A 12,355-nucleotide genomic window follows, 5' to 3' on the forward strand; every position below is an offset into this window, starting at 1 on the left:
CTCAACGTTGACAGCCTCTTCGAGTTCGGGCTGCAACGGCTCCTCGACGGGGTGGCGGCGCTCGTCCGACCGTGAGCGCTCAGGCCGGGTTGTCCGCAGACGCGGGGAGCCGCGCTCCGGACACGGCGGCGAAGCCGGCGAGCGCGATCTCCGCCGTCTGACGCAGGTCCTCCCGAGCGACCCCGGCGGCGGCGTGTATCGCCTGCCCCTCGGTGACGCTCATGACGAAGCGGGCGAGCGCGGCCGGATCGGCGTCGGCGGGTAGGTCGCCTTCGGCCACGGCGCGGGTGAACCGGTCGGCGAGAGCCAGCTCACCGGCCAGGCGGCTGCTGGCGAGGAACCCGGCGACCGCGGCGTTCTCGCCGGAGCAGGCCGTGCCGCCCTGGATCGACAGGCAGCCGGCCGGCCGGTCGGGCCGGGTCACGGCGAGCACGTTCTCGCGCAGCAGAGTGGCGACGACCTCGTACGCGGTGGGTTGGGCGAAAGCGTTCCGCCGCCAACGCGACAGGCATCGTCAGCGACGTCGGCAACCTCGACGACCTGGACCGGGTGATGCGGGCGATCGAGGCCCGCGGCGCGGGGCTGGACGTGGTGTTCGCCAACGCCGGCGGCGGCGAGTTCCGTTCGCTCGACTCGATCACGGTCGAGCACGTCGCCAGCACCTTCGACACCAACGTGTACGGCACCATCTTCACCGTGCAGAAGGCCCTGCCCCTGCTCAACGAGGGCGCCTCGGTCGTGCTGACCGGCTCGACCTCGGCGGTCAGCGGCATCCCGGCGTTCAGCGTGTACGCCGCCTCCAAGGCCGCCATCCGCTCGTTCGGCCGCACCTGGGCCGCCGAGCTGATGGGCCGGAAGATCCGCGTCAACACCCTGGTGCCCGGCTCGACCGAAACCCCCGGCCTCGCGGGCCTGGCGGCCAGCCCCGAGGAGGCCCCCGGGCTGCTGAAGGGCATCGCCTCCGGCGTGCCCATGGGCAGGATGGCCCACCCGGACGAGATCGCCAACGCCGCGCTCTTCCTCGCCTCCGACCAGAGCAGCTTCATGACCGGCGGCGAGCTGTTCGTCGACGGCGGCCAGCAGCAGCTCTGACGCGAAAACGCCCGGTCGATCCTCACGGATCGACCGGGCGTTTCTGCATCTCTCCAGCGGTGGCGGAGGGATTTGAACCCTCGGAGGGCGTTAACCCTCACACGCTTTCGAGGCGTGCTCCTTAGGCCGCTCGGACACGCCACCGCCGACGAGGGTACAGGACCGCCGGTTCGGACGCCGAACCGGTATCGCTCGGGCCGGCCTGGCAGGATCTTTGCCATGAGTACGCACATCGGCGCGAAGCCGGGCGAGATCGCCGAGCGGGTCCTGATGCCGGGTGACCCCCTGCGGGCCAAGTGGATCGCGGAGACCTACCTCGAGGGCGCCACCTGCTACTCGACGGTTCGCGGCATGCTGGGCTTCACCGGCCGCTGGAACGGCGTCGAGGTCTCGGTCCAGGGCTCCGGCATGGGCATGCCGTCCGCCTCCATCTACGCCCACGAACTGATCAACGAGTACGGCGTGAAGACGCTGATCCGAGTCGGTTCCTGCGGCGCCCTCAGCACCGACCTGCAACTGCGCGACGTGGTCGCGGCGATCGGGTCGTCCACCGACTCGAACATGAACCGGATGCGCTTCGACGGGCTGATCGACTACGCCCCGGTGGCCGACTTCGGGCTGCTGCGTACCTCGGTCGAGGTGGCCGAGCGGCGCGGCATCAGCATGCACGTCGGACCGATCCTGGCGGCGGACGCCTTCTACACCGACCGGCCGGACCTCTACGACACGCTCGCCGACTACGGCGTGCTGGCGGTGGAGATGGAGTCAGCGGCGCTCTACACGATCGCCGCCCGGTTCAAGGCCCGCGCGCTGACCGTGCTGACCGTCAGCGACCACATCAAGACCGGCGAGAAGACCACCTCGGAGGAGCGCGAGCAGACCTTCAGCCAGATGGTCGAGATCGCGCTCGACACGATCATCGCCTGATCCGTCCCGGCAGGGCGGTGTCACTGCCGAGAGCCGTATGACTCAGAGGAATAGATATTCCTCTGAGTCATACGGCTCATTGGCGCGCGGCCTCTCCCGGCCGCGCGACGTCCAGCCGGCGGCCGGAACAGCGGACGGGGCGCGGCAGTCTCAGCGGAAGAAGGCGCGCAGGACGGCGGCGGTCTCGGTCTCCAACACGCCGCCGTAGACCTCGGGGCGGTGGTTGAGCCGGCGGTCGCGCATGACGTCCCAGAGGGAGCCGGCGGCGCCGGTCTTGGGCTCCCAGGCGCCGAAGACGACGGTGGAGATCCGGGCCAACACCAGCGCGCCCGCGCACATGGTGCACGGCTCCAGGGTGACCACCAGGGTGCAGCCGTCCAGTCGCCACCGACCGACGCGCTCGGCGCCCCGGCGCAGGGCCAGCACCTCGGCGTGGGCGGTGGGGTCGCCGGTCAACTCCCGCTCGTTGCGCCCGATCGCCAGCTCGGTGCCGTCCGGACGGTAGAGCACCGCGCCCACCGGCACGTCGTCCACGTCGGCCGGGCCCGCGTCGTCGACCGTCGGGCCGGTGACGGCGACCTCCAGGGCCCGGCGCATCCACAGCTCGTGCCGCTGCCGCCGGCCGAGGTCACCCGGGTCGGCCAGCTCCTCGTGCGCGCCCGGCCCGGCTCGGCCCACCGCGCCGGGCGTCGGCTGCCCCGGCCGGATCGCCTCCAACAGCGGATCGGTGGCGTCGGCCGGCTCCGCGCCGCCCGCCGGAACGATCCCACCGCGTGCTGCCGACCCGGCGGGGTCAGACCTCACGCAACTCCTCGACCTCGTCGGCGCATCCGAGCACCTCACAGATCTCGGCGGTGACGTCCGCCGGCAGCATCCCCTCGGTGCCGCAGAGCGTCAGCAGCTTCTGCGCCGAGATGCCCAGGTTGGCCAGCAGGTCGGCGTCGCCCACCGGGTCGGCCTCCGGATCGACGGCGGGCTGCTCGCTCTCGTCGTCGCCGCCGGCGGCCAGGCGGGGCTCGTCGTCGCCGTCCAGCCCGGTCACGGACGTCTTCAGGTCACCGACCAGCAGCTGACCCAGCCGGGACTCCTCGGCGAACGCCGAGTCCGAGCCGAACACCCGCAGATCCTCGCCCTCATCGAGACGCAGAATCACCAGGTACGCGTCGTCGGCCTCGACGAACAGCAGCGACACGTCGGCTTCCTGGTCGACGTCGCGCAGCCGGTCGGCGACCTCATCGATGTCGGTGGCGCCCCGCAGGCTGACCTCGGCGGCGGTCCAGCCACTGTCGTCACGCACCACGGCCGCAGCGAAGTACGACACGGTTCCCCCAAAAGCCCTCGGCACAGCGCCGACTCGTCAAGGGTGCACGTTAGCCGGTCGGGTCGGCAGGCGACCGGTCAACGCCCCGAGACGCCAGCCAAACCTGACAAAGTCGGATCAGCCGGCTACCCGACGGCGGGTGGCGATGAGCTGGCGCAGACGCTCGGTGCGCTGTCGCTGCGGCCGGCTGCGCTGGCGTACCGCCCGAGCGCCCGCCAACTCGGCGAGCAACTGGAGGCGGCGGCGGTTGCGATCCGGGTCCTGCCGCGGGGTGGTCCAGGCCATAGTGCCGAGCGTGCCGAGTATCGACAGCCACGTCAAGACGGCGTTCGCTACGCAGCCAACCGGGCACGCGGCGCAGTCGTCCGCCCCCGGATCCGGGCCGGTCCGAACACGCTCACCACAGCGGCCAGTCACCGCTGGTCGCCCAGCGGACCGCCACCACGGCGGCGGCGATGCTCCAACCACCGGCGGTGACGATGGCCACCCCGGTGGCCACGCCGCGATCGCCGTAGCGGACCAGCACCAGAGCCGTCAGCCAGGCCAGCAGGCCGGCCACCACAGTCCACCACGCGTACCTGGCGACGTCGGTGCCCAGCAGCCCGAACAGCAGCAGCCAGGCAGCCGCCGCGCCGCCGCCGGCGGCGACACCGCCGCCGGTCACCGGGTGCGGTTCGCGGTAGGTGGGTCTGGTCGGCGGCTCGGCCGGAAAGAGCCCCGACGGGGTACGCGACGCCGGGCGGGCGAGACCGGGATCCGGGACGGGGTCGGGTCGGGCGATGGTCATCGACTGCCCTCCCCTCACGCGCGTCGCTCGTGCCCACGGTACCGGTCTGTCAGGATGACCGAATGCCCTCGCCGACGATCGGTCGCCGCGTGCGTCCGGCGTACCCGATCCTGCTGCTGCTCGCCCCGGTGCTGGCCGCCGGCTGCGCGACCACCCGGCCGGGGGTGCCGCCGGATGGCGCCGCGGCGTCGCCGTCGGCGGTCTGGGCGACCGGTGAGCAGCCGGCGGCGCCGGCGGCCACGCCGACGACCCGCCCGGCCAGCCCGACGCCGTCGTCGGCCAGGCCGTCGCCGACCGCACCCCGCGCCGGGCTCCGGCACGTCTTTCCGGTACGCGCCGACAACGTGGACTACCACACGACGCACGGGGCGTACCCGGCGACGGACGTGTTCGCCGATTGCGGTGAGCCGTTCGTGGCGGTCACCGACGGCAAGGTCCTGGAGGTGAGTCGTGTCGACCGGTACTCCAAGAGTGGGCCGCAGGGCCCGGACAACGGCGGCCTGTCGGTGTCGCTGCTCGGCGACGACGGGGTGCGCTACTACGGCTCGCACCTGAGCGTGGTCGGCGCCGGCATCGAGGCGGGGGTTCGGGTCCGTGCCGGGCAGCAGCTCGGCAAGGTGGGCCGCACCGGCAACGCGAACAACGTCTGTCACGTGCACTTCGGCATCTCGCCGCCGTGCACCGGCAAGGACGGGTGGTGGATCCGGCGCGGTGTGCTCTGGCCGGCGCGCTACCTGGACTCGTGGCGGCGCGGCGGCAACCGGGAACCCGCCGCCGAGGTGACCGCGTGGCAGCGCGAACACGGCTGCCCGAAGGCTCCCTGACGCGGCTCGTACGCACTAGGTTCGGTGGGATGAGCGCCCGGGACCCTATTGCCGACCTGCGCCGGATCGCGTTCCTGCTGGAGCGTGCGAACGAGGCCACCTACCGGGTGCGGGCGTTCCGTTCGGCGGCGAAGGCGCTGGCCGGCCTCCCGGCGGCCGAGGTGGCCGAGCGGGCCGGCAACGGCACGCTCACCGAGCTGGCGGGCGTGGGGGACGTGACGGCCCGCTGCGTGGCGGAGTCCCTGGCCGGCGAGGAACCGGTCTATCTGCGCCGGCTGGTGGCGATCGAGGGCAGCGACCTGGACGCCGAGGCCACGGCGCTGCGCGCCGCCCTGCGCGGCGACTGCCACACCCACTCGGACTGGTCCGACGGCGGCTCCCCGATCGAGGAGATGGCGCTGGCCGCGGTGGAGCTGGGCCACGAGTACCTGGTGCTGACCGACCACTCGCCCCGGCTGAAGGTGGCGCGAGGGCTGACCGTCGAGCGGCTGCGCCGGCAGCTCGACCACGTGGCGCAGGTCAACGCGGCGCTGCCGGAGGGCTTCCGGATCCTGACCGGGATCGAGGTGGACATCCTCGCCGACGGCTCACTCGATCAGGACGACGAGCTGCTGGCCCGGCTGGACGTGGTGGTCGGCTCGGTGCACAGCGGCCTCAAGGACGAGCGGGCGAAGATGACCCGGCGGATGCTGAGGGCGGTCGCCAACCCGCACCTGGACATTCTCGGTCACGTCACCGGGCGGATGGTGTCGTCCCGGCCGGCGGGGGTGACCGGCCCGGGTGATCGGGGGCACCGGGCGCGGACCAGGAGCGAGAGCGACTTCGACGCGGACGCGGTCTTCGCGGCCTGCGCGGAGCACGACACCGCCGTTGAGATCAACTCTCGGCCGGAGCGGCAGGACCCGCCGAAGCGACTGATCCGTCGCGCCCTGGAGGCGGGTTGCCGCTTCGCGATCAACACGGACGCGCACGCGCCCGGTCAGCTCGGCTGGCAGCGGTTCGGCTGCGAGCGGGCGGCCCGCTGCGGCGTCCCGGCCGACCGGGTGGTCAACACCTGGTCGGCCGAGCAACTGGTGGAGTGGACACACGACCGGGCCTGACCAGCGGCCCGGTCGGGGTCACCGACGGGCGGGTTCGGCGGCGGGGACGGCGGGCGCGCCGACGCCGACGCCGACCACCGGGCGCGGCTTCCGACGGCCGAACAGGCCCTGCGCGACCGCGACCCCCAGCAGCACGATGAGCGCGCCGACCGGCTGGTGCCAGTTGAGCCGCTCGTCGAGCACCACGGCGCCGATCAGCACCGCGAAGATCGGAATCAGGTACGTGACGGTGGAGGCGGTGCTCGCGCCGGCCACCCGGATGTTGCGCATGTTGATGACGAAGGCGAGCCCGGTGCCGAGCGCCCCGAGGGTCAGCACACTGGCCACCACCTTCGGCGACAGCTCGGTGGGCAGCGGCGGCGCACCCGCGACGAACGGGGTGACGACGGCGAGCTGGACGGCGGCGAGCAGCAACTGCGCCGTGGACAGCGAGAGGCCGGAGTGCGCGCTGCCCGCGACGAACCGCTTCTGGTACGGGATGGCGACGCCGTAGCAGGCGGCCGCGCCGAAGCACATCAACTGCCCGACGAAGTGCGCCCCGCCGATGCCCTCCCAGACCCCGAGCACCACGAGCACGCCGAGGAAGCCCAGCCCGAGGCCGATCGCGCGGCGCACGGTCAACCGCTCGGTGCGGAACACCAGCACCGCGAGCGGCAGCACGATCAGCGGCGTCGTCGCGTTCCAGATGCCGGCGAGCATCGACTCGACCCGCTGCTCACCGTAACCGAAGAGGGTGAACGGCACGGCCACGCCGAACGCGGCGACGACGAAGAGGTGCGCCCACACGCGGGGCTCGCGCGGCAGTCGGTCGCGCAGCACCGCGAGGACGACAAGCAGGGTCAGCGCGCCGGCGACGACGCGGTAGAGGGTCAGCTGGACGGGGTGCAGCTCGGCCACGCCGACCTTGATGAACAGGAAGCTGGAACCCCAGATGGCGGCGAGGGCGAAGAAGCCCGGCAGCCAGGCACGCAACGGCGCCTTGTCAGGAGCGATGTCGGTGGTCACTCCTGACAGTCTGCCGGACGGGTACGACAAAGTCCCGCGGCTTTCCGCCCTCTGGATCTGGCACCTGAACACGACAAACGTCGTCGACATCCAGGCGGGGTGGTCACGTAGTGTCGCACTGTGGGACGAATTGATGAACTCGCCAACCGCTACGTGGCCGAGTGGGCGCCGTTGAGCCCCACCGGCGCGACCTACGTCGGCATCGCCGGCCATGACGACCAGCTCGACGACCTCTCCCCCGACGGTTACCAGGCCAAGGCCGACCTCACCCGCCGCACACTCGCCGAGCTTGAGGTGACCGAGCCGGACACCGAGGCGGAACGCACCGCCAAGGAGGCCATGCAGGAACGGCTCGGCCTCGACCTGGCCCGCTACGAGGCCGGCGAGACGACGAGCGAGATCAGCGTGATCGAGAGCGGGCTGCACGAGGTCCGCATGGTGTTCGACCTGATGCCGACCGCGACGGCCGACGACCAGGCCAACATCGCCGCCCGACTCAACGGCCTGGCCGGCGCGCTGGAGGGTTACAAGACCACGCTGCGCGAGGCGCTCGCCGACGGGCGGGTCAGCTCGAAGGTGCAGCTCGTCGAGGTGGCCAAGCAGTGCGACACCTGGACCGACCCGACCGGGGACAACTTCTTCCACGGCCTGGTCGAACGACTGGGCGCGGATGGCACGCTCGGCGCCGAGCTGCGCCGGGGCGCGGCGGCGGCCACCGCGGCGACCGCCGAGTTCGGCCAGTTCCTGCGGGCCGAGCTGGCCCCGCACGGTCGGGACAAGCAGGCCGCCGGCCGGGAGCGCTACGAACTCGCCTCGCAGTACTTCCTCGGCGCGAAGGTCGACCTGGACGAGACGTACGCCTGGGGCTTCGCGGAGCTGGCCCGCCTGGAGGCGGAGATGCGGGTCGTGGCCGGGCGCATCGCCGGCTCGGGCGCGACGGTCGACGAGGCGGTGGCCACGCTGGACGCCGACCCGGCCCGGACCATCCGGGGCAAGGAGGCGTTCCGCGACTGGATGCAGGCGCTCGCCGACAAGGCCATCGCAGAGCTGCACGGCACCCACTTCGACATTCCGGAGCAGGTCCGCCGGATCGAGTGCTGCCTCGCGCCGACCAGCGACGGAGCCATCTACTACACCGGCCCGAGCGAGGACTTCTCCCGGCCGGGTCGGATGTGGTGGGCGGTGCCGCAGGGCATCACCGACTTCTCCACCTGGCGGGAGGTGACGACGGTCTACCACGAGGGCGTGCCCGGTCACCACCTTCAGGTGGCGCAGACCGCCGTCCGGGCCGACCTGCTCAACCGCTGGCAGCGGCTGCTCTGCTGGGTCTCCGGGCACGGCGAGGGTTGGGCGCTCTACTCGGAGCGGCTGATGGACGAGCTGGGTTACCTGGAGGACCCGGGCGACAAGCTGGGCATGCTCGACGGCCAGGCGATGCGCGCCGCCCGGGTGATCGTCGACATCGGCATGCACCTGGAGTTGGAAATCCCGAAGGACAACCCGTTCGGCTTCCACCCGGGCGAGCGGTGGACGCCCGAGCTGGGCTGGGAGTTCATGCGGGCGCACTGCCGGGTGCCGGACGAGAACCTGCGCTTCGAGCTGAACCGCTACCTGGGCTGGCCGGGGCAGGCGCCGTCGTACAAGGTGGGTGAGCGGATCTGGTTGCAGGCCCGCGAGGACGCCAAGGCCCGCAAGGGCGCCGACTTCGACCTGCGGGAGTTCCACCGGCAGGCGTTGGACCTGGGCGCGCTGGGCCTCGACCCGCTGCGTAAGGCGCTGGCCCGGCTCTGAGCCCGTCGACGACTCCGGGTGCCGGCGGGCCGACCGCCGGCACCCGTCGCGTCCGCGCCCGGTCCGGTCGACCACCCACCACTCAGGCGAGGGTGAGGGCCAGCGCTGGCCTCGCCGTCAGGGTGTTGCTGGTGACGTACGCCAGGTCGATGACGGGGTCGGTGAACGTGATCGGGATGGGTGAGGTGACCGGGAGGCCGTTCGGCAGCGGCAGGTCCGGAGTCAGCGTGATCTTGATGCCGAGCAGGCGGCCGACGAACCGGGTGGCGTAGAAGGCCACGTCTCCGCTGACGGTCAGCCGGTCGGTCGCGTACCGCTGACTGCGCCCCTGCGGGCCGTCGGCCTGCAGCAGGAAGTCCTCGGTCACGGCCTCCCGCATGCTGAACTTCAGGACCTTGAGGTGCCCCTTCTCGGTGTCCAGTTCGGTGACGCCTTCGAACCGCAGCTCGGTCATCCGGACCGAGGACCCGGTGAGCTTGGACGGTGTCTGCGCCACCTTGGGCAGGGTCGGGTCGTCGGCGATGCGCGGCAGCGGCTTGCCCGGCTCCACGCTGCCGGGTTTCGCCGAACCCGGCGTCGTCGCGCCCGGTCGGCCCGGCCGGCCTGGGGCCGGGCAGGCCGTGGACCCGGGACGGGCCGTCGGTGTGGCGGTCGGCTTGGCCGAGGGCGTGGCGGTCGGGCTTGTCGACGGTGTCGCGGCGTCGCGGCGGTGGCCGCCGGTAAGCAGGTCACCGATCCCGTCCAGGATGTCGGTGACGACGTTGCCGTCCCGGTGCGGGCTCGCGCTCGGTGCCGGCGTCCCGGTCTGCGCGCTCGGAGTGGGCGATGGAGTCGCCGGCCGGGTGGGGCAGACGCTCGCGACGGGGAGGGTCGGGGCGGCCTGCACCGGCCGAGGCTGGGCGGCCAGGCCGGCGGTGGCGAGGCCGAGCACCACCAGGGCGACACCGAAGGTACGCGGATCAACGGCACGGCCGGACGCGCCCGCGTCGGGGTCCGCCACAGAGCCGGTCCGGCCGTCGGTCGCGTCGGCCGGGGCGATCCCGGCCGGTGCGGAGTCGGCGCCCCGCTCGGGTCGGTGCTCGTCCGGGTTCTGCGGCGCCTCACCCGTGCCCGCCGGCCCGACGACGACCGGGTCAGCGACGGCCGGGTCGCTGGCAGACCGCTCGGCGGCGGTCGGCTCGGTAGAGGCCGGGTCAGGGGTGGCAGACGCTGGCCGGGTCGGCGTCCAGGCGAAGGCGAGCGCGCTGCCGACGATGCCGAGCAGCAGGCCGACGAAGAAGCCTCCGAGGTTGAGCCCGATGAGCGCGTAGACCGCCGTGACCGCCGCGACGATCGAGTAGAACAGCCGCTGCGCCGGAGTGAACCAGAGCAGCAGGCCACAGGTCACCAGGATGACCGGGATCAGCAGCGAGAGCAGCCCGGTGGCTCCGCTGTGGAAGCTCAGGCCGTTGATGGTCATCCGGGTGGAGGCGAACATCTCCACCCCGGCCAGGATGGTGAAAAGGCCGCCCCAGAACGGCCGGCTCCGTCGCCAGCGGCGGAACCTCCGCCACGCCTGGGCCGCGTTGCTCGGCCGGACATGGGACGGGTTGGCGGTTGTCACGTACTCCTCCTGGCGGAGCGGGGACGGGGATGGGCGGGCCCGCGGCGGTGAGTCGCCGCGGGCCAGGCTCAGCTCAGAAGCACTCCTTGCCCTTGGCGTCGTCGCCCACGTTGACCTTGAGCCGCAGGCCGACCAGGTTGAACGTTGCCGCGGTCGTGTACCGGGACACCTGCTGCAGGTTGGTGATGGTGACGTGGTCGGCGTTCTGGCCGAACGAACCCTCCTGCGCCGTCGGGTTCAGGTCGGTGGCGTCCCGGCCGATCTTGATGGTGGTGAACGTCGCGTTGCCGTTCAGCGAGTCCATCGCGATCAGCAGGTCCTCGGCGTGGGCGGGCTGCTTGCCCTCGCCCGCGTTGATGGTGAGCACCACGTCCGTACCGGGCAGGTCGGCGCGGACGGACTGGCAGAGGTTGTACAGGTCGGCGCTCCTGATCTCGGAGAGCGCGATGGGATGCACCTGCCCGTCCTTGCCGTCCTTGCTCTTCTCCTTGACGATGCCGCCGTACTGCTTGAAGCCGTCGCCCTCCAGGCGGTCGGCACCGATCTTGAACGTCTGCCCGGAGACCGTGATGTCGGACGCGATCGCGCCGGTCGACATGCCGAAGAGGATGGCGCCGGCAGCCGCCGTGGCGGGCACCATCATGGCGGCGAAGCGCCGCCACCGGGTACGACCCTGACTGTCTAACCGATCCTGCACGGGTTCCTCCTCGGGTGGATGTGCGCGGCGGCCGTTCGCGGCGGCGGCCCACGCCGGGCCCGTCATCTATTACCGGCGGGTAACGATCGAGCCTGATCGTGCACCCGTTGCGGCGCCTCTCACAACCCCCTGATTACCGGGCGGTAACACGGCGGCGACCGAGAGGCAGGGCGGTATCACGAAGTGTTCAGATCATGTCGGGTACATAGGCACTCATAAGCCACGAGATCTCGCATAAGGCGTCCCGGTCATGACAGGGAGTAGCCGATACATCGATGGATTACAATCAGGTAACGGATGTAAAGTTCGCAGGTCAGGGCGAGCCGTTCGGACCGGCGCACCCGTCCGAACATCCGCACGGGCGCGGAGGCAGGTCGATCCCGGCGTCCCCCGGGATGCCCTAGGGTTTCGGCGTGAATCTGAACGACGTACGACGCGACTGGACCAAGCTGGGCGCCGAGGATCCGCTCTGGGCCGTGCTGGTTCAGCCCGGTAAGCGGGGCGGCCGGTGGGACGTGGACGAGTTCCTGGCCACGGGTCGCGCCGACGTCGAGGAGACGGCCAACTGGCTGGACCAGCTCGGGCTGCCCACCCGCTGGGAGCGAGTACTCGACTTCGGCTGCGGCGCCGGGCGGCTGTCGCAGGGGCTCGCCCCGCACGCCGACGAGGTCGTCGGCGTCGACATCGCGCCGTCCATGCTGGAGACCGCCCGACAACTGGACCGGAGCGCCGGGAACATCCGCTTCGTCCTCAACGACGCACCGGACCTGAGCCAGTTCCCGGACGGCCACTTCGACCTCGTCTACAGCGCCCTGGTCCTGCAACACCTGCCGCGGCCCGCCATCGACCGCTACCTCGCCGAGTTCCTGCGCGTCCTGCGACCCGGCGGAATCGCCGTCGTGGGGCTGCCCACCGAGCCGGCGCGTACGGCCAAGGGTTTCATCTGGCAGGTCGTGCCGTTTCGGCTGATCAGCTGGGCGCAGCGCCGGCTGCTCGGCTATCCGGCGCCGATGAGCATGACCGCCGTGCCGGATGCCGACATGGTGCGGCTGGTGGCCGCGCACGGTGGGCACATCGTCGGGCAGCGCCCCGACCTGCCGTACACCGAAGACTGGGTGTGCACCCGCTACGCCGTGCGGCGCGACCAGCGGGCCTGAGACGCGAGGGCCGGCCGACCCGAAGGTCGGCCGGCCCTCTCAGGTCGGCGT

General features: G+C 71.9%; 13 protein-coding genes, 1 tRNA gene and 1 pseudogene. 6 read left to right on the plus strand and 9 right to left on the minus strand.

Annotated elements, in window-relative coordinates:
* Window positions 1-79: 79 nt before the first annotated feature.
* Window positions 80-424 carry a hypothetical protein gene (locus tag ABZT87_RS14740; protein WP_355135878.1) on the minus strand — a complete coding sequence of 115 codons (345 nt, stop codon included), beginning with the start codon at window positions 422-424 and terminating at the stop codon, window positions 80-82.
* An 80-nt stretch (window positions 425-504) separates the two neighbouring features.
* Here ABZT87_RS14740 and ABZT87_RS14745 point away from each other — a divergent pair.
* Window positions 505-1,092, plus strand: a pseudogene (locus ABZT87_RS14745) (SDR family oxidoreductase); the annotation flags it as partial.
* A 57-nt stretch (window positions 1,093-1,149) separates the two neighbouring features.
* Here the strand turns inward: ABZT87_RS14745 and ABZT87_RS14750 are convergent.
* Window positions 1,150-1,236, minus strand: a tRNA-Ser gene (locus ABZT87_RS14750).
* A gap of 75 nt (window positions 1,237-1,311) precedes the next feature.
* Here ABZT87_RS14750 and deoD point away from each other — a divergent pair.
* Window positions 1,312-2,019 carry a purine-nucleoside phosphorylase gene (deoD, locus tag ABZT87_RS14755; protein ID WP_030328147.1) on the plus strand — a complete coding sequence of 236 codons (708 nt, stop codon included), beginning with the start codon at window positions 1,312-1,314 and terminating at the stop codon, window positions 2,017-2,019.
* A gap of 150 nt (window positions 2,020-2,169) precedes the next feature.
* On the opposite strand, the gene ABZT87_RS14760 is transcribed toward deoD, so the two are convergent.
* From ABZT87_RS14760 to ABZT87_RS14775, 4 genes are all read right to left on the minus strand, one after another.
* Window positions 2,170-2,616: a nucleoside deaminase gene (locus ABZT87_RS14760; protein ID WP_355135939.1), complete on the minus strand. Its 447-nt coding sequence runs from the start codon at window positions 2,614-2,616 to the stop codon at window positions 2,170-2,172.
* A 196-nt stretch (window positions 2,617-2,812) separates the two neighbouring features.
* Window positions 2,813-3,340: a tRNA adenosine deaminase-associated protein gene (locus ABZT87_RS14765; RefSeq protein ID WP_355064830.1), complete on the minus strand. Its 528-nt coding sequence runs from the start codon at window positions 3,338-3,340 to the stop codon at window positions 2,813-2,815.
* Window positions 3,341-3,457: 117 nt separating this feature from the next.
* On the minus strand, window positions 3,458-3,625 hold the full coding sequence (locus tag ABZT87_RS14770; protein WP_167626078.1) for a hypothetical protein: 168 nt from the start codon (window positions 3,623-3,625) through the stop codon (window positions 3,458-3,460).
* 112 nt (window positions 3,626-3,737) lie between these two features.
* Window positions 3,738-4,127: a hypothetical protein gene (locus ABZT87_RS14775; RefSeq protein ID WP_355135880.1), complete on the minus strand. Its 390-nt coding sequence runs from the start codon at window positions 4,125-4,127 to the stop codon at window positions 3,738-3,740.
* A 62-nt stretch (window positions 4,128-4,189) separates the two neighbouring features.
* Here ABZT87_RS14775 and ABZT87_RS14780 point away from each other — a divergent pair, with 62 nt between their 5' ends.
* Both ABZT87_RS14780 and ABZT87_RS14785 read left to right on the plus strand, forming a co-directional pair.
* Window positions 4,190-4,951 (plus strand): M23 family metallopeptidase, encoded by a 762-nt coding sequence (locus ABZT87_RS14780; RefSeq protein WP_355135882.1) that lies wholly within the window; start codon window positions 4,190-4,192, stop codon window positions 4,949-4,951.
* A 29-nt stretch (window positions 4,952-4,980) separates the two neighbouring features.
* Window positions 4,981-6,051 (plus strand): PHP domain-containing protein, encoded by a 1,071-nt coding sequence (locus ABZT87_RS14785; protein WP_355135884.1) that lies wholly within the window; start codon window positions 4,981-4,983, stop codon window positions 6,049-6,051.
* A gap of 18 nt (window positions 6,052-6,069) precedes the next feature.
* Here the strand turns inward: ABZT87_RS14785 and ABZT87_RS14790 are convergent, their stop codons facing one another.
* Window positions 6,070-7,056 carry a DMT family transporter gene (locus ABZT87_RS14790; RefSeq protein WP_355135886.1) on the minus strand — a complete coding sequence of 329 codons (987 nt, stop codon included), beginning with the start codon at window positions 7,054-7,056 and terminating at the stop codon, window positions 6,070-6,072.
* A 120-nt stretch (window positions 7,057-7,176) separates the two neighbouring features.
* On the opposite strand from ABZT87_RS14790, the gene ABZT87_RS14795 reads away from it, so the two are divergent.
* On the plus strand, window positions 7,177-8,847 hold the full coding sequence (locus ABZT87_RS14795; RefSeq protein WP_355064822.1) for a DUF885 domain-containing protein: 1,671 nt from the start codon (window positions 7,177-7,179) through the stop codon (window positions 8,845-8,847).
* An 82-nt stretch (window positions 8,848-8,929) separates the two neighbouring features.
* On the opposite strand, the gene ABZT87_RS14800 is transcribed toward ABZT87_RS14795, so the two are convergent.
* Both ABZT87_RS14800 and ABZT87_RS14805 read right to left on the minus strand, forming a co-directional pair.
* Complete coding sequence (locus ABZT87_RS14800; protein WP_355135888.1) at window positions 8,930-10,450, minus strand: DUF6114 domain-containing protein; 1,521 nt, start codon at window positions 10,448-10,450, stop codon at window positions 8,930-8,932.
* Between the two features lie 73 nt (window positions 10,451-10,523).
* Window positions 10,524-11,147 carry a DUF6230 family protein gene (locus ABZT87_RS14805; RefSeq protein ID WP_355135890.1) on the minus strand — a complete coding sequence of 208 codons (624 nt, stop codon included), beginning with the start codon at window positions 11,145-11,147 and terminating at the stop codon, window positions 10,524-10,526.
* Window positions 11,148-11,560: 413 nt separating this feature from the next.
* Here ABZT87_RS14805 and ABZT87_RS14810 point away from each other — a divergent pair, with 413 nt between their 5' ends.
* Complete coding sequence (locus tag ABZT87_RS14810) at window positions 11,561-12,304, plus strand: class I SAM-dependent methyltransferase (RefSeq protein WP_355135892.1); 744 nt, start codon at window positions 11,561-11,563, stop codon at window positions 12,302-12,304.
* The last annotated feature ends 51 nt before the right edge of the window (window positions 12,305-12,355 follow it).

Origin of the sequence: Micromonospora sp. NPDC005237, from assembly GCF_040607775.1 — a bacterium.
Taxonomy (GTDB): Bacteria; Actinomycetota; Actinomycetes; order Mycobacteriales; family Micromonosporaceae; genus Micromonospora.